Source organism: Pseudomonas vanderleydeniana, from assembly GCF_014268755.2.
Taxonomy (GTDB): Bacteria; Pseudomonadota; Gammaproteobacteria; order Pseudomonadales; family Pseudomonadaceae; genus Aquipseudomonas; species Aquipseudomonas vanderleydeniana.
The window spans coordinates 6,223,079-6,241,926 of the sequence record NZ_CP077093.1 but is presented as its reverse complement, the minus strand read 5'-3'; the positions used below and the strand labels follow the sequence as shown (position 1 = coordinate 6,241,926).

The following is an 18,848-nucleotide window of genomic DNA, read 5'->3' as shown; positions in this document are numbered from 1 at the left end:
TCAGATCGAGTTGCGCAGGCTGAGGTTTTCCGGATGGGGTTGCAGGTAGACCTGCAGCCCCACGTAGGGATCGGGGTGCTGGCGAAAGTGATGCTTGAGCAAGGTCAGCGGTACCACCAGCGGGATGATGCCGAGGCGGTACTGGCCGATGACCTGCTGCATTTCCTGCTTGTCCTCGGTACTGAGGGAATGCTTCAGGTAGCCACTGAGGTGCTGCAGGACATTGGTGTGGGTACGGCGGGTGGCGCATTTCTTCAGCGCGGCCATCAGTTGGCTGAAATAGCGCGGGCCGACCTCGTTCGGATCGGACTTGCCCATGCTGCCCAGCAGATGGCCGAGGACCTTGTACTGCATCGGGTTGTGGGCCATCAGCAGGTACTTGTGGCGCGAGTGGAAGTCGGTCAGGGCGCGACGGCTCAGGCCGGCGGCGAGCAGTTGCTGCCAGTCGGCGTAGGCGAATACCCGGATCAGGAAGTTCTCGCGCAGTACCGGGTCGTTCAGGCGTCCCTCTTCCTCCACCGGCAGGTCGGGGTGCAGGGCACAGAAGGCTGCGGCGAACAGGCCACGACCGGCATGCTCGGCGGGGCGTCCGTGATCCTGGTAGACCTTGACCCGTTCCAGTCCGCAGGACGGCGATTTCTGCATGAAGATGTAGCCGCAGATATCGGTCAGCTGGCCGGCCATGCGTGTGCCGTAGTCGAGCAGCGCCTGGCTGACGTCGTTGTCCGGGTGAACCGTGCCCACGGCTCTGGGTTGCGCGGGGTCACCGACCAGGCGGATGGGCTCGCGGGGTGTTCCGAGGCCGATCGCCATTTCCGGGCAGACGGGAACAAAGTCGAAGTGCTCGCTGAGAATCCGACTGCACAACCGCGACTCCTTGTGTCCGCCGTTGTAGCGCACTTCGTCGCCCATCAGGCAGGCGCTGATGGCGAGCTTCGGCTTGGGGGAAGAAGGGCTGGGTGTGGACATTGCAGAACCTCGACGATTTACTTGTACAAGGACGAATTCTTGTACAACTAAGTCTCATCATAGGTTCTATCTTGTACAAGTCAAATTCTTTGTACAGGTTTGCCATGGCCGGCTTATTGCCAGCCCATGCGCCATCGTTCGGCGTCCTGCAGGTGTTGCCAGGGGATGCGCTGGTTGCGTCGGGTCAGTACCGCTTGCAGTTCGAGTTCCAGCACCAAGGTGCCGGTTTCATCATGGAACAGCTCGGTGACCAGGAAGTGCTTCTCCCGGTGTTGCGGGTGGGCTGCTGTCCATTTCGACAGCAGCAGCTTGCGCGGGTTGATGCGATTCACGCCAGGTGTTCCAGCAGCCGGCGTGCCGCTTCCTGGCCGCTGAGCCAGGCGCCTTCGACCCGGCCGGACATGCACCAGTCGCCACATACGTACAGGCCCAGGTCGGCGTCGGCCAGGGCTCCCCATTCGCGTGCGCCGGCCGGTCGGGCATAGAGCCAGCGGTGGGCGAGGGTGAAGGCTGGCGCCGGCATGGTGATGTGCAGCAGTTCGGCGAAAGCCCCGTGCAACTGTTCGATCACCGCTTCCTTGGACAGGTCCAGGTGCTGCTTGCTCCAACTGCTGGTGGCATGCAGGACCCAGGTGTCGAGGTGGCTGTCGCGCCCCGGCTTGCTGCGGTTGCGGGCCAGCCAGTCGAGCGGGCTGTCCTGCACGAAGCAGCCTTCCATGGGCGTATCCAGCGCGTTTTCGAAGGCCAGCGCGACGGCCCAGGTCGGCTCCATCTGCACGCCGGCGGCGGCCCCGGCCAGTTTCGGCGCGGCGGCGAGCAGCGCCGTCGCCTGGGGGGCCGGCGTGGCAATGACGACATGGCTGAACGGGCCGTGGGTGCCGCCTTCGGCATCCTGCAGGTGCCAGTGCTGTTCGCCGCGGAAGACCTCGGTGATCCGGCAGCTGAAATGGCTGTGCAGCTCTCCGAGCAGGCCGCGGGTGATGGCGCTCATGCGCGGGCTGCCGACCCAGCGGGTCTGCTCGTCCGGCGAGAGGTTGAGCTGGCCGTTCTGCCAGGTGTAGAGCTTGGGATCCCACTCGGCGACCCAGCCCTGGCCCTGCCAGCGTTGCACCTCGTTGACGAAGCGGCGGTCGCGTGCGGTGAAGTACTGGGCGCCCATGTCCAGCGACCCGGCGTCGCTGCGCTTGCTCGACATGCGCCCGCCGCTGCCGCGGCTCTTGTCGAACAATTCAATGGCGTGCCCGGCGTCGTGGAGTGCGCGAGCGGCTGACAGTCCGGCGATACCGGCACCGATTATTGCGATAGGTACAGTCATAGGGACCTCGTTACCTGTTTGCACAGACTACGCCGTCGGTAAAACCTGTACAATCCTAATTTTAGGTATAAGTCGCGACGTTCCTGTCGTCTGAAGCTGTCCTATTGTTAAATCAGTCGAGAAGAAAAGAGCCCTGCCTATAAAAGTAGACTAACGCTCTTGGCAAAACGTTACGCGAGGACGCTTTCATGCACATATTGCTGACAGGCGGTACTGGTTTGATCGGGCGGCGGTTGTGCGAGCACTGGCTGGCGCAGGGGCATCGCCTGACGGTCTGGAGTCGGCGTCCCGAAGAGGTCGCTCGTCTTTGCGGAGCGCAGGTGCGTGGCGTGCGGCATCTGGAGGATCTGGCCGGGGAGCCGCTGGACGCGGTGGTCAACCTGGCCGGTGCACCGATTGCCGAGCGGCCCTGGACACACCGGCGCAAGGCGTTGCTCTGGAGCAGCCGGATCCAGCTGACCGAAACTCTGCTGGCCTGGCTCGAGGGTCTCGAACAACGTCCGGCCGTGCTGATTTCCGGTTCGGCGGTGGGTTGGTACGGCGATGGTGGCGAGCGTGAGCTGACAGAGGATTCACCACCGGTCAGCGAGGATTTCGCCAGCCAGCTCTGTATCGCCTGGGAAGAGACCGCCTTGCGCGCGCAGGCCCTGGGCATGCGCGTGGTGTTGCTGCGAACGGGATTGGTGCTGGCGGCCGAGGGCGGCTTTTTGTCGCGCCTGCTGCTGCCGTTCAAATTGTGCCTGGGAGGCCCGATCGGCAACGGTCGGCAGTGGATGCCGTGGATTCATCTGCGCGATCAAATCGCCCTGATTGATTTTCTTCTGCACCGCAGTGATGCCAGCGGTCCCTATAATGCCTGCGCCCCCAAGCCGGTGCGCAACCGTGACTTCGCCAGGGCACTGGGCCGGGTGTTGCGTCGCCCGGCACTGATCCCGTTGCCGGGCCTGGTATTGCGAGTCGGCCTCGGCGAATTGTCGCAGTTGCTGCTCGGTGGCCAGCGTGCGATGCCCAAGCGCCTGCTGGCGGCGGGGTTCGAGTTTCAGTTTACCGATCTGCCCGCGGCCCTCGACGATCTGTCGGGCCGCCTTTGACATAGGACATTGCATGACTGATCACGCGTTGCTACTGGTCAACCTGGGCTCGCCGGCTTCCACCTCGGTGGCCGACGTGCGCAGTTATCTCAATCAGTTTCTGATGGACCCGTACGTGATCGACCTGCCCTGGCCGGTTCGGCGTTTGCTGGTATCGCTGATCCTGATCAAGCGACCCGAGCAGTCGGCGCATGCCTATGCCTCGATCTGGTGGGACGAGGGTTCGCCGCTGGTGGTGCTGAGCCGTCGCCTGCAGCAACGCATGACCGAGCAGTGGCGCCAGGGCCCGGTGGAGCTGGCAATGCGTTATGGCGAGCCGTCGATCGAGTCGACGCTGGCCCGGTTGGCGGCACAGGGCATCCGCAAGGTGACGCTGGCGCCGTTGTATCCGCAATTTGCCGACAGCACCGTGACCACGGTGATCGAGGAGGCACGGCGGGTGGTCAGGGAGCGAAACCTGGATGTGCAGTTCTCCATCCTGCAGCCGTTCTACGACCAGCCGGAGTACATCGAAGCCCTGGTCGCCAGTACCAGGCCGCATCTGGAGCAGGGCTTCGATCACCTGCTGCTGAGCTTCCATGGTTTGCCGGAGCGCCACCTGACCAAGCTCGATCCCACCGGCAGCCATTGCCTCAAGGATGCGGACTGCTGCCGCAACGCTTCGCCTGCGGTACTTGCCACCTGCTATCGGGCCCAATGCCTGCGCACGGCAGCGGCGTTCGCCGAGCACATGGGGTTGTCCGAGGGGCAGTGGTCGGTGTCGTTCCAGTCCCGGTTGGGGCGGGCGAAGTGGATCGAGCCCTACACCGAGGCGCGTCTGGATGAGTTGGCCAAGGCCGGGGTGAAGAAACTGCTGGTGATGTGCCCGGCATTCGTCGCCGACTGCATCGAGACCCTGGAGGAGATCGGGGATCGTGGGCGCGAGCAGTTCATCGAGGCGGGAGGCGAGGAGTTGGTGCTGGTACCGTGCCTGAACGACGATCCGCAGTGGGCGGCGGCGCTGAACACGCTCTGTGAGCGGGCACCATTGGCCGTAAAGGCTTAACGACTGGCGCATCTTTGTGGTAGACGGGCTTTTGTGGCGAGCGGGCTTGCCCGCGCTGGGGCGCGAAGCGCCCCTAAAACCAGCAAGCGCGCTGTGTCAGGTAGAACGAGATGTCTGATTTTACGGCGGCTTTGCCGCCGAGCGCGGGCAAGCCCGCTCGCCACAGGCCCGCTCACCACAAGGGGCTGGCCTTGTGGTGAGCGGCAGCGATTACACCAGCGGTTCGTCGGCCTTGTTCTTCTTCCAGCCGTCATTGCCCGGCAGGATCAGGTTCAGCGCGATCGCGACGACAGCGCACAGGGCGATGCCCTTGAGGCCGAAGTCGTCGGGGCCGGTGCCGCTACCCACCAGGACGCCACCGATGCCGAACACCAGCGTGACCGAGACGATCACCAGGTTGCGCGCTTCGCCCAGGTCGATCTTGTGGCGGATCAGGGTGTTCATGCCCACCGCCGCGATCGAACCGAACAGCAGGCAGAGAATCCCGCCCATTACCGGTACCGGAATGCTTTGCAGCAGCGCGCCGAACTTGCCGATGAAAGCCAGGGCAATGGCGAAGACCGCCGCCCAGGTCATGATCTTCGGGTTGTAGTTCTTGGTCAGCATCACCGCGCCCGTCACCTCGGCATAGGTGGTGTTGGGCGGGCCGCCGAACAGGCCGGCCGCCGTGGTGGCGAGGCCGTCACCCAGCAGCGTGCGATGCAGGCCGGGCTTCTTCAGGTAGTCGCGGCCGGTCACGCTGCCGACCGCGATCACGCCGCCGATGTGTTCGATCGCCGGGGCCAGTGCCACCGGGACGATGAACAGGATGGCCTGCCAGTTGAACTCCGGTGCGGTGAAGTGCGGCAGGGCCAGCCATGGCGCGGCAGCGATCTTCGCGGTGTCGACCACGCCGAAGTAGAACGACAGGGCAAACCCCACCAGGACGCCCGAGATGATCGGTACCAGGCGGAAGATCCCCTTGCCGAACACCGCGACGATCAGGGTGGTCAGCAGCGCCGGCATGGAAATCAGCATCGCCGTGCGGTAGGGAATCAGTTCGCTACCGTCACCGGCCTTGCCCATCGCCATGTTCGCGGCAATCGGCGCCATGGCCAGGCCGATGGATATCACCACCGGGCCGATCACCACCGGCGGCAGCAGCCGGTCGATGAAGCCGGTGCCCTTGATCTTCACGGCCAGGCCGAGGAAGGTGTAGACGAAACCCGCCGCCATCACGCCGCCCATGGTCGCGGCCAGGCCGAACTGGCCCTTGGCGAGAATGATCGGGGTGATGAAGGCGAAGCTCGACGCCAGGAACACCGGTACCTGGCGGCCGGTGACCAGCTGGAACAGCAGAGTCCCAAGGCCCGCGGTGAACAGCGCGACGTTCGGGTCCAGGCCGGTGATCAGCGGCATCAGCACCAGCGCGCCAAAGGCCACGAAGAGCATCTGCGCGCCGGACAGTACCGTGCGCCAGAGCGGGTCGTTGAACTCATCCCGCATGCTCAGGCGTCCTTCTGCTTGGTGCCGAAGATCTTGTCACCGGCATCGCCCAGGCCTGGGATGATGTAGCCCTGCTCGTTCAGTTTCTGATCGATGGAGGCGGTGTAGATGGTCACGTCCGGGTGAGCCTTCTCGACCACGGCGATACCTTCCGGCGCGGCGACCAGCACCATGGCGCAGATCTCCTTGCAGCCGGCTTTCTTCAGCAGGTCGATGGTGGCGACCATCGAGCCACCGGTGGCGAGCATCGGGTCGATGATCATCGCCAGGCGCTCGTCGATTTCCGGCACCAGTTTTTCCAGATAGGTATGGGCCTCGAGGGTTTCCTCGTTGCGGGCCACGCCCACGGCGCTGACCTTGGCGCCCGGGATCAGGCTGAGCACACCTTCGAGCATGCCGATGCCGGCACGCAGGATCGGGACCACGGTAATTTTCTTACCGGCGATTTTCTCGACTTGTACGGTGCCGCACCAGCCATCGATGTTGTAGGTTTCGAGGGGCAGGTCCTTGGTCGCCTCATAGGTCAGCAACGCTCCGACTTCCTGGGCAAGCTCACGGAAGTTCTTCGTGCTAATGTCTGCGCGGCGCATGAGGCCGAGCTTGTGACGGATCAGCGGGTGGCGGATCTCACGGATGGGCATAGGGAAAGGCTCCGACGGCGGGCAAAAAAACCGGCCTAGATTAATCTATCCGGGGTTTATGTCCTATAGACCCGTAGTACGTTAGTCCAGAAACGCTTGATCTGGCCTGCGCGGGTGCGTACCTTTGCCCGCTTTTCTTGCGCAGCCCCCTGCACAAGTCCTATTTGAGCACCCTATGGAGAGCGCCATGTCCGCTGATCTCGAGCATATCCGTCAAGTCATGCGCGAAGCCGACTGCCTGTACACCAACGCTGAAGTCGAGGCGGCCATCGCCCGTGTCGGCGCACAGATCAATGCCGACCTGGCCGAGCGCAACCCGGTGGTGTTCTGCGTGATGAACGGCGGTCTGATCTTCTCCGGCAAGCTGCTGACCCATCTCGACTTCCCGCTGGAAGCCTCCTACCTGCACGCCACCCGCTATCGCAACGAAACCAGCGGCGGCGAGCTGTTCTGGAAGGCCAAGCCGGAAGTCTCGTTCATCGACCGTGACGTGCTGATCATCGACGACATTCTCGACGAGGGGCATACCCTCGGCGCGATCATCGACTTCTGCAAGCACGCCGGTGCCCGCCAGGTCCACACCGCCGTGCTGATCGACAAGGAGCACGACCGCAAGGCCCGTCCGGACCTCAAGGCCGACTACGTCGGACTGCCCTGCATCGACCGCTACATCTTCGGCTATGGCATGGACTACAAGGGCTACTGGCGCAACGCTGCCGGTATCTTCGCCGTCAAGGGCATGTAAGCCATGGCCGCGCCCAGCTTTCTCGATTCCGCGCTGTTCGCCGACCTGGCCGCAAAAGCGGCGGCCAGCCCCCGCGGGCGCACGCACCACAACTTCCATCAGATGGAAGAGCCCTGCCATCGCATGGCGGTCGGCCTGCAGCCGAACACCTATGTGCCGCCCCATCGGCACCTGAGTGCGGACAAGGCGGAGACCCTGCTGGTGCTTCGAGGCAGCCTGGGCCTGCTGGTGTTCGACGAGGACGGCCAGGTGCTGGCCCGGCGCGTGTTGCAGGCTGGCGGCGAGTGCCCGGCGGTGGACTTGCCGGCTGGCGTGTTCCACAGCCTGGTCGTGCTCGAACCCGATACCGTGATGTTCGAATGCAAGGCCGGTCCCTATCGCCCGGTGGGCGAGGGCGAGATGGCCGCCTGGGCCCCTCGGGAGGGCGAGGCCGGCGTCGCCGAGTACCAGGCCTGGATGCGCGCGCAATTTGCCTGAGCCGTTCGGGCAGAACGGCCGGCTTTGCCGTATCATTAGCCTCCTAACGACAGGCAACGGGTTCTCAGGGCAATGCTGGCCATCTTTCTCGATACATTGACCATCACCGCGCCGGTCTTCGCCATGTTGTTCCTCGGCGTGGCGCTCAAGCGCATCGGTTGGATCAACGACAACTTCATCCATACCGCCTCGGCACTGGTGTTCAACGTCACCATGCCGCCGTTGCTGTTTCTCGGCATCCTGCATGCCGACCTGCATTCGGCCCTCAAGCCGGCAGTACTGGGCTATTTCGTCGTCGCCACCCTGGTCGCCTTCGCCGGCGCCTGGGGCTGGGCGATCTGGCGTTGCCCCAGGGAAGACCGCGGGATCTACACGCAGGGCGCCTTTCGCGGCAACAACGGGGTGATCGGCCTGGCCCTGGCGGCCAGCATGTACGGTGACTACGGGATCTCCCTCGGGGCGATTCTCGCCGCGCTGGTGATCCTGTTCTACAACACCCTGTCGACGATCGTCCTGGCGGTCTACAGCCCGGTGATCAAGTCCGACCCGTGGAGCATCTGCAAGAGCGTGTTGAGCAACCCGCTGATCATCAGCGTGATCGCGGCGGCGCCCTTCGCCTATTTCCACATCGGCCTGCCCGGCTGGCTGGAGACGTCCGGCAACTACCTGGCGCAGATGACCCTGCCGCTGGCGCTGATCTGCATCGGTGGCACGCTGTCCCTGGCGGCGTTGCGCAAGAGTGGCGACATGGCGCTGAGCGCCAGCCTGGTGAAGATGGTCGGCATGCCACTGTTGTCGACGCTCGGTGCCTGGCTCTGCGGCTTCCGCGGTGCGGAGCTGGGTATCCTGTTCCTCTACTTCGGCAGCCCGACGGCTGCGGCCAGCTTTGTCATGGCCCGTACCGCCAACGGCAACCACGAGCTGGCGGCGGCGATCATCGTGATCACCACGCTGATGGCGGCGGTCACGACCAACATCGGCATTTTCGTCCTGCAGTGGGGCGGCTGGATCTAGATCGCGTTGGACGGTATCAGCGGGACGTCGGGTCGACAATGGTGCTGCAGGCCGCCCCGTGTTCCGGCGGCCGTCGTTCTGGATAGCTTCCGGGAACGATCTCGACCCTTGAGGTACTGATCAGTCCTCCCGGATAGGTCGCTTCGAAGAAGCCGGCGCTCCAGCCACTCCCGGGCACCTGTATGGGCACCTCGACACTCAGTCCCTTTGGCAGCCTGATCGCACTCGCCTGGTAGCGAATGCCGCAGGCGTAGCGGAAATCCCTCGCATCCGGATTCCAGGCCTGCCAGTAGAGCAGCTTGTCGGGACGCCTGGAGAAATTCAGCACGTATCGATCCTTGCCGGCTCCACGCTGGAGTCGGGCACTGATGGTCGGTATTTCCAGGTTCTCCTGCCATTGCCTCACCACCGGAACCAGCGACTGCGCGACGAATGCCCTGATGCCGCCGTGCCCGGTGTTGGGGATCATTCTCAGGGCGGTCGGGCCGGGTGGTGCGAAGGTCAGGTTCAGGCTGTCCGGGGGGAAGAAGTCGTCGCCGCTTGCGCTCACGATGTACTTGCGCATCGACAGTCGGTGGGCATAGGCGCTGTCCTTGTAGCGGGCCGGATCGTGGATGGCCTCCAGCTTCTTGAAGTTGGCGGTATGGAACTGTTGGGTGATGCCTTCGCGTTGATAGTCACCATAGGCAACCGGCCAGCTTTGGCCGTATACCCGGTAGGTGTGGTCGATCACTTCTTCCATGTCCAGGAAGTCGAGCGCGAAGGGGATCAGGCCGGTGATGCGCTCGTCGTTCAGCGTCGCCAGCCAACTTGTCCAGGCCCGTTTCGAGGCACCCGTGGCGATGAAGTGGCGGATCTGCCAGGGGCGTAATTCTCTCTCGGCGAGGTCCATGCTTTTAACCAGTGCCTCCATCATGGGCACATGCACCGAGGTGAAGGGCTGCCGCTCGGGGGCCTTGAGGAAGCGCGCCCAGCTCTGGGCCACCAGGCTGTCCTCGCGCAGGCTGGCACCGCTGTCGTGAAAGGTCAGGGCCTGGTTGGGGAGGTCGCTGACCGAAATGACGATGGTCCGGGTTTGCGTGGCGATCGACTGGGCGACATCGGCCGGCAGGTCGGTCGGCGGTTGCGGCTCGGAACCGGGTAGTGGGTTGTTGGTGCCGTTGTTGGCTACCAATAGAGCGGTTTCATGCAGGGCATTGTCCGGTATGTACACCCTGACATCGTGTTTCCACTGTTCGGGCACGACCTGGTCGTCGGGTGACCAGCGCTGCGAGTTCAGTATGAAGTGGCGGACCTCGCCGCCGGGAAATGGCATCGAGCCCCGGTCGGTGTAGCTCAGCGGGTTGGCCGCTTCGGCCTGCTTGTAGCAGTTGAGGACTTCGCTGAAATTACGCCCGCTGGCCTCGAAGCAATCCTGGGCCAAGCGGGGTATGGAGGGTGTGCTGCAGCCGACCATGAGCACTGCCATGATCGGTAGGGCGAGGCGTTCCATGAGCGGGCGCATGCAGTAGATTCCCGTGCAGGTCGGACACAGTGGTGACGCCTCTGACTGCTGGGAGTTGCACCGGTGGGTTGTCGCTTGTGGAGTCTAGTCGAGGAACCGGCGGTGCGGATCAGGGATTTTCGCTTGCCGTGTAGGCGTCGATGACTTCCTGTGCTGCGCGGAAAGCGTCGATCGCCGCGGGTACCCCGGCATACACCGCGCAATGCAGCAGCGCCTCGCGGATCTCCTCCACCGTGCAGCCGTTGTTCAGGGCACCGCGGACGTGACCCTTGAGCTCCTGCGGGCACTTGAGTGCGGTGAGTGCCGCCAGGGTGATCAGGCTGCGGGTCTTGAGCGGCAAGCCGTCGCGATTCCAGACGCCGCCCCAGGCGTGTTCGTTGACGAAATCCTGCAATGGCTGGCTGAACTCGGTGGCATTGCCCAGGGCGCGGTCGACGAAGGTATCGCCCATGACCTGGCGGCGCATCTCGATGCCGGTTTTTTTCTGATCGCTCATTGCAGTGGCTCCTGGGAGTGTTGGCGGCGCCAGGCTCGTAGCGTACTGAACAGCAGGTACGCCAACAGTGCCGGCAGGATGAAGAACAGCATCAGGCGTTCAAGCCGCACCGCCATCGGCATGCCGGTGGTGAACCACACTACATGCAGCCCGTAGGCCAGGTACAGGCCGAGAAACAGCAAGCCCTCGGCGCGAGTGATGCGGTAGCCGGAGTAGAACACCGGCCAGCACAGTGCCGCGACAGCGAGCATCACCGGCAGGTCGAACGACAGCGCATTGGGCGAGACCGACAGCGGTTGCGGGGCAATCAGCGCGGTCACGCCAAGCACGCCCAGCAGGTTGAACAGGTTGCCGCCGATCACGTTGCCGACGGCGATGTCGCGCTGGCCGCGGATGGCTGCGATCAGCGAGGTGGCCAGTTGGGGTAGGGAGGTGCCTACCGCGACCACCGTCAGGCCGATGATCCGCTCCGACAGGCCCAGTTCCGTGGCGACTTCCACGGCGGCATCGAGCAGCAGGTGGCCAGCGAGTGTCAGCAGGCCAAGGCCGAGCAGCATCCAGAGCACGCTGCTGATCCAGGGGGCGCGTGGCAGCTGCGGCTGGGACGCGGATTGCGCTGGCTGGCTGTGCTGCGAGGTGCGCAGCAGCAACCCCAGGTACAACGCAAACACCACGAGCATGAGCACGCCATCGAAGCGGCTCAGTTCTTCATTGAGGGCCAGGCCGAAGACCATGAGGCTGGCGACGATCATCAGCGGGATATCCAGGCGCACCAGTTGGCGTGATACCCGCAGGGGAATGATCAGTGCCGAAAGGCCGAGGGTCACCAGGGTATTGAAGATATTGCCGCCGATCACGCTGCCGACGGCGATATCGGCATTGTCCTGGAGGGCCGCCTGGAGGCTGACGGACATCTGTGGGGCGCTGCTGCCGAAGGCGACGATGGTCAGCCCGATCAGCAGCGGTCGCACCCGCAGGCTGGCAGCCAGGCGTACGGCTGCCCGTACCAGCAGTTCGGCACCGATGAGCAGCAGGAACAGGCCGCCGAGCAGTTGGATCAGGCTCAGGATCGGCAGGTTGGTCAATCCGAAAATGGCGGGGCTCCCCGGAGTCAGTCGCTGAGGCTTTGGACGCGCACGCGCGCGGTACCGCTTTGTAGCATGCCCAGCTCTTCGGCGGCTTGTCGGGAAACATCGATCAGGCGCCCACGGGTGTGCGGGCCGCGATCATTGATACGGACCACGACGCTGCGGTCGTTGGCGAGGTTGGTGACTTTTACCCGGGTGCCGAAGGGGAGCTGGCGATGGGCAGCGGTCAGGCCGTTCTGGTTGAAGGGTTCACCGCTGGCGGTGCGCTTGCCATGGTGCTGGCGACCGTAATAGGAGGCCGTGCCGGTTTCGTCGTAGCCGCGCGGGTCGATGTCGTGGGTGGCACACCCGGCCAACAGGGAGAGGAAGGCAAAGGCGGCGAGCAGGCGTTTCATCGGATATCCTCGGTGGAGCTGCGATTGCGCATCTGTGGCGAGGGGGCTTGCCCCCGTTCGGCTGCGTAGCAGTCGTAGAACCAGACACCTCGTCTCGTCTGAGACACTGAGTGTGCTGGTTTCAGGGCCGCTTCGCTGCCCAGCGGGGGCAAGCCCCCTCACCACAAGGTGGCCTGCGCACCTGGGCGCTGTCAGCCTTCGAGCTTGCTTTTCAGCAGTTCGTTCACCTGTTGCGGGTTGGCCTTGCCCTTGGAGGCCTTCATCGCCTGGCCGACGAAGAAGCCGAACATCTTGCCGCGCTTGGCTTCGTCCGCCGCACGGTACTGCTCGACCTGCTCGGCGTTGGCCGCCAGCACTTCGTCCAGCACCTTCTCGATCGCTGCGCTGTCGGTGACCTGCTTCAGGCCGCGGGCCTCGATCACCTGATCGGCATTGCCTTCGCCGTTGGCCATGGCTTCGAACACGGTCTTGGCGATCTTGCCGGAGATGGTGTTGTCCTTGATCCGCAGCAGCATGCCACCCAGTTGCTCGGCAGTGACGGGCGCCTGGTCGATTTCCACGCCCAGCTTGTTCAGCAGGCTGCCCAGCTCGACCATGACCCAGTTGGCCGCCAGCTTGGCATCGGCGCTGATGCTGGCAACCTGTTCGAAGTATTCCGCCTGCTCGCGGCTCGAAGCCAGGACGCTGGCGTCGTACAGCGACAGGCCGTACTGCGACTGGAAGCGCTCGCGCTTCTGTGGCGGCAGTTCCGGCAGCTTGGCGCGAACATCAGCCAGGAAGGCGTCCTCGATGATTACCGGCAGCAGGTCGGGGTCGGGGAAGTAGCGATAGTCGTTCGCTTCTTCCTTGCTGCGCATGGCGCGGGTTTCGTCCTTGTTCGGGTCGTACAGGCGGGTTTGCTGGATCACCTTGCCGCCGTACTCGATCAGGTCGATCTGGCGCTGAACTTCACTATTGATCGCCTTCTCGATGAAGCGGAACGAGTTGACGTTCTTGATCTCGCAGCGGGTGCCGAACTCGGCCTGGCCCTTGGGGCGAACCGAGACGTTGCAGTCGCAACGCAGCGAACCTTCGGCCATGTTGCCGTCGCAGATGCCCAGGTAGCGCACCAGTGCGTGGATCGCCTTGACGTAGGCCACGGCTTCCTTGGCACTGCGCATGTCCGGTTCGGAAACGATTTCCAGCAGCGGGGTGCCCGCGCGGTTCAGGTCGATGCCGGTGGCGCCGCTGAAGTCTTCGTGCAGGCTCTTGCCGGCATCTTCTTCCAAGTGCGCACGAGTCACGCCGATGCGCTTGACGGTGCCGTCTTCCAGGGTGATGTCCAGGTGGCCCTTGCCGACGATCGGCAGTTCCATCTGGCTGATCTGGTACCCCTTGGGCAGGTCCGGGTAGAAGTAGTTCTTGCGGGCGAACACGTTGTGCTGGCCGATCTCGGCGTCGATCGCCAGGCCGAACTTCACCGCCATGTGCACCGCTTCCTGGTTCAGCACCGGCAATACGCCGGGCATGCCCAGGTCGACCAGGCTGGCCTGGGTGTTGGGTTCGGAGCCGAAGGTGGTCGAGCTGCCGGAGAAAATCTTCGATTGGGTGGCGAGCTGGGTGTGAATCTCCAGCCCGATCACGACTTCCCATTGCATGGTGTTTTTCCTCAAATCTTGCCAGGGGACTTTTGAAGCGTCGCGAGCGACGGTAAGGCAAGGCGAAGGCTGGCGAGTAAGCGCAGTTGACTGTAGTCAATGAGCATTACGAGCCAGCTTTCAACGCAGCATTACCGAGCGCAGCAGCTTCAAAACCCCTGGGGGGTGCGGGTGTGCCAGTCAGTGTTCAACTGATACTGGTGCGCAACGTTGAGCAAGCGGCCTTCCTGGAAATACGGGGCAAGCAATTGCACGCCGACCGGCAAGCCGTCGACGAAGCCCGCTGGCATGGACAAGCCCGGCAGGCCCGCGAGGTTGGCGGTGATGGTGTAGAAGTCTTCCAGATACTCGGCGACCGGATCGTTGTTCTTGGCGCCGATCTTCCAGGCCGGGTTCGGCGTGGTCGGGCCAAGAATCACATCGACTTCCTTGAAGGCGTTCATGAAGTCGTTCTTGATCAGGCGACGGATCTTCTGCGCCTTGAGGTAGTAGGCGTCGTAGTAGCCAGCCGACAGGGCGTAGGTACCGACCATGATCCGGCGCTGCACTTCGGCGCCGAAACCTTCGCCACGCGAACGCTTGTACAGGTCGGTGAGGTCGGTCGGGTTCTCGCAGCGATGGCCGAAGCGCACACCGTCGAAACGCGACAGGTTGGAGGAGGCCTCGGCCGGTGCGATCACATAATAGGCGGGGATCGCATGCTGGTTGTTCGGCAGGCTGATCTCCTTGATCACCGCGCCGAGCTTTTCCAGTTCCCTGACGCTTTCCTGCACCCGTTCGGCGATGCGCGGGTCGAGGCCGGCGCTGAAGTACTCCTTCGGTACACCGATGCGCAGGCCTTGCAGCGAGTCGTTCAGGCTGGCGCTGTAGTCCGGTACCGGCTCATCGATGCTGGTGGAGTCCTGCGGGTCGAAACCGGCCATGCCCTGCAGGAGCAGCGCGCAGTCTTCGGCGGTACGGGCCAGCGGGCCACCCTGGTCGAGGCTGGAGGCGTAGGCGATCATGCCCCAGCGCGAAACACGGCCGTAGGTCGGTTTCAGGCCGGTGAGGTTGGTGAACGCCGCCGGCTGGCGAATCGAGCCGCCGGTGTCGGTCGCGGTGGCGGCTGGCAACAGGCGCGCAGCGACAGCCGCGGCGGAGCCGCCGGATGAACCACCCGGCACGTGCTCCAGGTTCCACGGGTTCCTTACCTTGCCGTAGTAGCTCGACTCGTTGGCCGAACCCATGGCGAACTCGTCCATGTTGGTCTTGCCCAGGGTGACCGCGCCGGCGGCCGCGAGCTTGGCAACCACGGTGGCGTCGTAGGGCGCCTTGAAGTTGTCGAGCATCTTCGAGCCGCAGCTGGTGCGTACGCCCTGGGTGCAGAACAGGTCCTTGTGGCCGATCGGAGCGCCCAGCAGGGCACCGCTCTCGCCATTGGCGCGACGCACGTCGGCAGCCTTGGCCTGCTGCAGGGCCAGTTCCTCGGTGAGGCTGATGAAGCTGTTGACCTGCGGGTCGAGCTGGGCGATGCGCGCCAGCAGGGTACGGGTCAGTTCTTCGGCGGAAAACTTCTTGTCGGCGAGTCCGCGGGCGATCTCGGCCAGAGTCATTTGATGCATTGCAGGCTCTTTCCCTTTAGTCGATGACTTTCGGAACCAGGTACAGGCCGTTTTCGACCGCTGGTGCGATGGACTGATAGGCCTCGCGGTTGTTGCGTTCGGTCACGGCGTCGGCGCGCAGGCGCTGGCTCGCTTCCAGAGGGTGGGCAAGGGGTTCGATACCGTCGGTATCGACAGCCTGCATCTGGTCGACCAGACCCAGAATGCTGTTCAGAGCTTCGGTGGTGCGTGGAATATCGTCTGCGACCAGGTCCAGGCGGGCCAGGTGAGCGATTTTTTCCACGTCGGAGCGGTCAAGCGCCATGGGAATCTCCAGTGGAAAACAAAATGGAAGCTGTCCGGATGTTGGATTGGTGGAACACTACCGCATTTCCACGGTCACATGGCCGCGATTGTATGGGATGGTGCTCGGAAAAACGCCTAATTTAACATATTGGCGCCTTGCCCAAAATCCCCGTCGTTGTTAGAGTTTGCCGCACTTTTTTACCCACGCGTTGCCCAGGGTCCCTTTCCAATGTTCAAGAAACTGCGTGGCATGTTTTCCAGCGATCTTTCCATCGACCTGGGTACAGCCAACACCCTTATTTACGTGCGCGAGCGCGGTATCGTCCTGAATGAGCCATCGGTTGTTGCGATTCGCACCCATGGCAACCAGAAAAGTGTCGTCGCCGTCGGTACCGAAGCCAAGCGCATGCTCGGTCGTACACCGGGCAACATTGCCGCCATTCGTCCGATGAAGGACGGTGTGATCGCCGACTTCAGCGTCTGCGAAAAGATGCTGCAGTACTTCATCAACAAGGTTCACGAAAACAGCTTCCTGCAGCCAAGCCCTCGCGTGCTGATCTGCGTTCCGTGCAAGTCGACCCAGGTCGAGCGTCGTGCCATTCGTGAATCGGCCCTGGGGGCCGGTGCCCGCGAGGTGTTCCTGATCGAGGAGCCGATGGCGGCCGCGATCGGTGCCGGCCTGCCGGTCGAGGAAGCCCGTGGCTCGATGGTCGTCGATATCGGCGGCGGTACCACTGAAATCGCGCTGATCTCGCTGAACGGCGTGGTCTATGCCGAATCCGTGCGTGTCGGCGGTGACCGCTTCGACGAAGCGATCATCACCTACGTGCGCCGCAACTACGGCAGCCTGATCGGTGAATCCACTGCCGAGCGCATCAAGCAGGAAATCGGTACCGCCTACCCGGGTGGTGAGGTCCGTGAAGTCGACGTGCGCGGCCGCAACCTGGCCGAAGGTGTACCACGTGCCTTCACCCTCAATTCCAACGAAGTGCTCGAAGCGCTGCAGGAATCCCTGGCGACCATCGTCCAGGCGGTCAAGAGCGCCCTGGAGCAATCGCCTCCGGAACTGGCTTCGGACATCGCCGAGCGTGGCCTGGTGCTGACCGGTGGTGGTGCGCTGCTGCGTGACCTCGACAAGCTGCTGGCTCAGGAAACCGGCCTGCCGGTGATCGTCGCCGAAGACCCGCTGACCTGCGTGGCTCGTGGCGGTGGCCGTGCCCTGGAAATGATGGACAAGCACACCATGGACCTGCTCTCCAGCGAGTGAGTTCGCTGGCAGACGCTATGACGGTCCGTTCACAGGCAGCACTTTGCAGTGCTGCCTGTTGCGTTTATCTTCTGTCAATCTGCATCCAGGCCGGTTTGATGCCGTATGAATAAAATGTCTATTTGCCTGGGAGGAGCGGCTTATTAAACCGCTTTTCGCCAAAGGCCCCTCATTGGGCGTGCGCCTGCTGGTACTGGTCGTGCTATCGGTTGCGCTGATGGTGGTCGATGCCCGCTTCACGGTGCTCAAGCCGATTCGCAGCCAGGCCTCGCTGGTGCTGATGCAGTCGTACTGGATCACCGACCTGCCGCAACGGCTGTGGCAAGGCGTGGCCAGCCAGTTCGGCAGCCGCACCGAGCTGGTCGCCGAGAACGAGAAACTCCAGACCGAGAACCTGCTGTTGCAGGGGCGCCTGCAGAAGCTGGCCGCCCTGACCGAGCAGAACGTGCGCCTGCGCGAGTTGCTGAACTCCTCGGCGCTGGTCAACGAGAAGGTCGAAGTCGCCGAGCTGATCGGCATGGACCCCAATCCCTTCACCCATCGCATCATCATCAACAAGGGCGAACGCGATGGCGTGGTGCTCGGGCAGCCAGTGCTCGACGCGCGCGGCCTGATGGGCCAGGTGGTCGAGCTGATGCCGTACACCTCGCGTGTGTTGTTGCTGACCGACACCACCCACAGCATTCCGGTACAGGTCAACCGTAACGGGTTGCGGGCGATTGCCAGCGGTACCGGCAACCCGGAACGCCTGGAACTGCGGCATGTGGCCGACACTGCGGACATCAAGGAAGGCGACCTGCTGGTCAGCTCCGGTCTGGGCCAGCGCTTCCCGGCCGGCTACCCGGTGGCGACGGTCAAGGAAGTGATCCACGACTCCGGCCAGCCGTTCGCTATTGTCCGCGCCGTGCCGACGGCGGCATTGAACCGCAGCCGCTACCTGTTGCTGGTGTTCAGCGACAGCCGCACGCCGGAAGAGCGGGCCAATGACGCGGCCCAGGCCCAGGAGGCCGACAAGCAGGGCGAGGGTGCACCGGTGGTGCCGGCGACAGTGCCCAAGCCGGCGGCAGCCCCGGCTGCTCCGGCCGCCACGGCCCCGGCAGCCAAGCCGACGGCTCATGGCACGACGAATGCGGCTGCGGCCCATGGCGCGACCAACAGCACGCCGGCCGCCAGGCCGACCAATGCCAAACCCGCGGCCAAGCCAGCCAGCAAGCCGCCGGCGGCCACTCAACGGCAGGAGGAATGATGGCGGGCGCTACTCTCTCGCGTAATGGCTGGATCGTCTGGCTGACCTTTCTGATCGGCCTGCTGCTCAGCGTCTCGCCGTTGCCGCAGTTCATGGAAATCCTCCGTCCGCTGTGGCTGGCACTGCTGCTGGCGTTCTGGTCGCTGTACCTGCCGCACAAGATCGGCATGGTCACCGCGTTCCTGCTCGGCCTGGCCGAAGACGTGCTCTACGGTACCCTGCTCGGACAGAGCGCACTGATCCTGACGCTGATCACCTTCCTGGTGCTGTCCTTGCAGCAGCGCCTTCGCATGTTCCCCATGTGGCAGCAGAGCCTGGTGATCCTGGTGATCTTCGGCCTGGCGCAACTGGTCCAGTTGTGGCTCAGTGCCCTGACCGGCAACCGCCAGCCCACCCTTGCGCTGGTCCTGCCGGCCCTGGTCAGTGCGCTGCTCTGGCCCTGGGTCAGCTTCGGCCTGCGTGGGCTGCGCCGACGCTACAAAATCAACTGATTGAATCGTCGGCCATTTCCCGGTGCCCGATGATCTGCGCGAAGAGCCCCGACAAG

The 18,848-nt window shown here is 63.7% G+C and carries 20 protein-coding genes; 8 read left to right on the top strand and 12 right to left on the bottom strand.

Annotation, left to right across the window (positions count from 1 at the left end; genetic code table 11):
* From HU752_RS28095 to HU752_RS28085, 3 genes are all read right to left on the bottom strand, one after another.
* Complete coding sequence (locus HU752_RS28095) at positions 1 to 969, bottom strand: YbgA family protein (RefSeq protein ID WP_186678606.1); 969 nt, start codon at positions 967 to 969, stop codon at positions 1 to 3.
* A gap of 113 nt (positions 970 to 1,082) precedes the next feature.
* Positions 1,083 to 1,301 (bottom strand): TIGR02450 family Trp-rich protein, encoded by a 219-nt coding sequence (locus HU752_RS28090; protein WP_186678603.1) that lies wholly within the window; start codon positions 1,299 to 1,301, stop codon positions 1,083 to 1,085.
* Complete coding sequence (locus HU752_RS28085) at positions 1,298 to 2,284, bottom strand: NAD(P)/FAD-dependent oxidoreductase (protein WP_186678601.1); 987 nt, start codon at positions 2,282 to 2,284, stop codon at positions 1,298 to 1,300. Before HU752_RS28085 ends, HU752_RS28090 begins: the two co-directional genes overlap by 4 nt.
* A gap of 188 nt (positions 2,285 to 2,472) precedes the next feature.
* Here HU752_RS28085 and HU752_RS28080 point away from each other — a divergent pair, with 188 nt between their 5' ends.
* Positions 2,473 to 3,375 (top strand): TIGR01777 family oxidoreductase, encoded by a 903-nt coding sequence (locus HU752_RS28080; RefSeq protein WP_186678598.1) that lies wholly within the window; start codon positions 2,473 to 2,475, stop codon positions 3,373 to 3,375.
* Between the two features lie 13 nt (positions 3,376 to 3,388).
* Complete coding sequence (gene hemH, locus HU752_RS28075) at positions 3,389 to 4,420, top strand: ferrochelatase (RefSeq protein ID WP_186678592.1); 1,032 nt, start codon at positions 3,389 to 3,391, stop codon at positions 4,418 to 4,420.
* 210 nt (positions 4,421 to 4,630) lie between these two features.
* Here hemH and HU752_RS28070 read toward each other — a convergent pair whose 3' ends face one another.
* Positions 4,631 to 5,905 carry a uracil-xanthine permease family protein gene (locus tag HU752_RS28070; RefSeq protein ID WP_017904330.1) on the bottom strand — a complete coding sequence of 425 codons (1,275 nt, stop codon included), beginning with the start codon at positions 5,903 to 5,905 and terminating at the stop codon, positions 4,631 to 4,633.
* A 2-nt stretch (positions 5,906 to 5,907) separates the two neighbouring features.
* Positions 5,908 to 6,546, bottom strand: a complete 639-nt coding sequence (gene upp / locus HU752_RS28065) for a uracil phosphoribosyltransferase (RefSeq protein WP_186678591.1) — start codon at positions 6,544 to 6,546, stop codon at positions 5,908 to 5,910.
* Between the two features lie 187 nt (positions 6,547 to 6,733).
* Here upp and HU752_RS28060 point away from each other — a divergent pair, with 187 nt between their 5' ends.
* The 3 genes from HU752_RS28060 to HU752_RS28050 all read left to right on the top strand — a co-directional run bounded on the left by HU752_RS28060 (position 6,734) and on the right by HU752_RS28050 (position 8,782).
* Positions 6,734 to 7,291: a hypoxanthine-guanine phosphoribosyltransferase gene (locus HU752_RS28060; RefSeq protein WP_186678590.1), complete on the top strand. Its 558-nt coding sequence runs from the start codon at positions 6,734 to 6,736 to the stop codon at positions 7,289 to 7,291.
* Between the two features lie 3 nt (positions 7,292 to 7,294).
* Positions 7,295 to 7,768, top strand: coding sequence for a WbuC family cupin fold metalloprotein (locus HU752_RS28055; RefSeq protein WP_186678589.1), 474 nt, complete (start codon positions 7,295 to 7,297; stop codon positions 7,766 to 7,768).
* 72 nt (positions 7,769 to 7,840) lie between these two features.
* A complete protein-coding gene (locus HU752_RS28050) occupies positions 7,841 to 8,782 on the top strand; it encodes an AEC family transporter (protein ID WP_186678587.1) in 942 nt (313 codons plus the stop codon).
* 16 nt (positions 8,783 to 8,798) lie between these two features.
* On the opposite strand, the gene HU752_RS28045 is transcribed toward HU752_RS28050, so the two are convergent.
* The 7 genes from HU752_RS28045 to gatC form a co-directional block, all read right to left on the bottom strand.
* Positions 8,799 to 10,286 carry a PhoPQ-activated protein PqaA family protein gene (locus HU752_RS28045; protein WP_225920079.1) on the bottom strand — a complete coding sequence of 496 codons (1,488 nt, stop codon included), beginning with the start codon at positions 10,284 to 10,286 and terminating at the stop codon, positions 8,799 to 8,801.
* A 109-nt stretch (positions 10,287 to 10,395) separates the two neighbouring features.
* Complete coding sequence (locus HU752_RS28040) at positions 10,396 to 10,782, bottom strand: carboxymuconolactone decarboxylase family protein (RefSeq protein WP_186678585.1); 387 nt, start codon at positions 10,780 to 10,782, stop codon at positions 10,396 to 10,398.
* A complete protein-coding gene (locus HU752_RS28035; RefSeq protein WP_496198579.1) occupies positions 10,779 to 11,834 on the bottom strand; it encodes a calcium/sodium antiporter in 1,056 nt (351 codons plus the stop codon). The genes HU752_RS28040 and HU752_RS28035 overlap by 4 nt, the downstream gene beginning before the upstream one ends.
* Positions 11,835 to 11,893: 59 nt before the next feature.
* Positions 11,894 to 12,265, bottom strand: coding sequence for a septal ring lytic transglycosylase RlpA family protein (locus tag HU752_RS28030; RefSeq protein WP_186678570.1), 372 nt, complete (start codon positions 12,263 to 12,265; stop codon positions 11,894 to 11,896).
* A 191-nt stretch (positions 12,266 to 12,456) separates the two neighbouring features.
* Positions 12,457 to 13,917 (bottom strand): Asp-tRNA(Asn)/Glu-tRNA(Gln) amidotransferase subunit GatB, encoded by a 1,461-nt coding sequence (gene gatB, locus HU752_RS28025; RefSeq protein ID WP_264083984.1) that lies wholly within the window; start codon positions 13,915 to 13,917, stop codon positions 12,457 to 12,459.
* 134 nt (positions 13,918 to 14,051) lie between these two features.
* Positions 14,052 to 15,503, bottom strand: a complete 1,452-nt coding sequence (gene gatA, locus HU752_RS28020) for an Asp-tRNA(Asn)/Glu-tRNA(Gln) amidotransferase subunit GatA (protein ID WP_186678565.1) — start codon at positions 15,501 to 15,503, stop codon at positions 14,052 to 14,054.
* A gap of 16 nt (positions 15,504 to 15,519) precedes the next feature.
* Entirely contained in the window at positions 15,520 to 15,807 is a 288-nt protein-coding gene (gatC, locus tag HU752_RS28015) for an Asp-tRNA(Asn)/Glu-tRNA(Gln) amidotransferase subunit GatC (RefSeq protein ID WP_054061518.1), read from the bottom strand.
* A 210-nt stretch (positions 15,808 to 16,017) separates the two neighbouring features.
* Between gatC and mreB the strand changes: the two genes are divergently transcribed.
* From mreB to mreD, 3 genes are all read left to right on the top strand, one after another.
* A complete protein-coding gene (gene mreB / locus HU752_RS28010; RefSeq protein ID WP_002555108.1) occupies positions 16,018 to 17,055 on the top strand; it encodes a rod shape-determining protein MreB in 1,038 nt (345 codons plus the stop codon).
* Between the two features lie 172 nt (positions 17,056 to 17,227).
* A complete protein-coding gene (mreC, locus tag HU752_RS28005; protein ID WP_189656499.1) occupies positions 17,228 to 18,301 on the top strand; it encodes a rod shape-determining protein MreC in 1,074 nt (357 codons plus the stop codon).
* Positions 18,301 to 18,792: a rod shape-determining protein MreD gene (gene mreD / locus HU752_RS28000; RefSeq protein WP_019361976.1), complete on the top strand. Its 492-nt coding sequence runs from the start codon at positions 18,301 to 18,303 to the stop codon at positions 18,790 to 18,792. The genes mreC and mreD overlap by 1 nt, the downstream gene beginning before the upstream one ends.
* Positions 18,793 to 18,848 lie beyond the last annotated feature (56 nt).

Coding starts and splice junctions, on each gene's coding strand:
- upp (WP_186678591.1), bottom strand. CDS start 6,546: ATGCCCATCCGTGAGATCCGCCACCCGCTGATCCGTCACAAGCTCGGC.
- gatA (WP_186678565.1), bottom strand. CDS start 15,503: ATGCATCAAATGACTCTGGCCGAGATCGCCCGCGGACTCGCCGACAAG.
- HU752_RS28095 (WP_186678606.1), bottom strand. CDS start 969: ATGTCCACACCCAGCCCTTCTTCCCCCAAGCCGAAGCTCGCCATCAGC.
- HU752_RS28040 (WP_186678585.1), bottom strand. CDS start 10,782: ATGAGCGATCAGAAAAAAACCGGCATCGAGATGCGCCGCCAGGTCATG.
- HU752_RS28050 (WP_186678587.1), top strand. CDS start 7,841: ATGCTGGCCATCTTTCTCGATACATTGACCATCACCGCGCCGGTCTTC.
- mreD (WP_019361976.1), top strand. CDS start 18,301: ATGGCGGGCGCTACTCTCTCGCGTAATGGCTGGATCGTCTGGCTGACC.
- HU752_RS28080 (WP_186678598.1), top strand. CDS start 2,473: ATGCACATATTGCTGACAGGCGGTACTGGTTTGATCGGGCGGCGGTTG.
- HU752_RS28055 (WP_186678589.1), top strand. CDS start 7,295: ATGGCCGCGCCCAGCTTTCTCGATTCCGCGCTGTTCGCCGACCTGGCC.
- HU752_RS28085 (WP_186678601.1), bottom strand. CDS start 2,284: ATGACTGTACCTATCGCAATAATCGGTGCCGGTATCGCCGGACTGTCA.
- hemH (WP_186678592.1), top strand. CDS start 3,389: ATGACTGATCACGCGTTGCTACTGGTCAACCTGGGCTCGCCGGCTTCC.
- mreB (WP_002555108.1), top strand. CDS start 16,018: ATGTTCAAGAAACTGCGTGGCATGTTTTCCAGCGATCTTTCCATCGAC.
- HU752_RS28030 (WP_186678570.1), bottom strand. CDS start 12,265: ATGAAACGCCTGCTCGCCGCCTTTGCCTTCCTCTCCCTGTTGGCCGGG.
- gatC (WP_054061518.1), bottom strand. CDS start 15,807: ATGGCGCTTGACCGCTCCGACGTGGAAAAAATCGCTCACCTGGCCCGC.
- HU752_RS28070 (WP_017904330.1), bottom strand. CDS start 5,905: ATGCGGGATGAGTTCAACGACCCGCTCTGGCGCACGGTACTGTCCGGC.
- HU752_RS28060 (WP_186678590.1), top strand. CDS start 6,734: ATGTCCGCTGATCTCGAGCATATCCGTCAAGTCATGCGCGAAGCCGAC.
- HU752_RS28045 (WP_225920079.1), bottom strand. CDS start 10,286: ATGCGCCCGCTCATGGAACGCCTCGCCCTACCGATCATGGCAGTGCTC.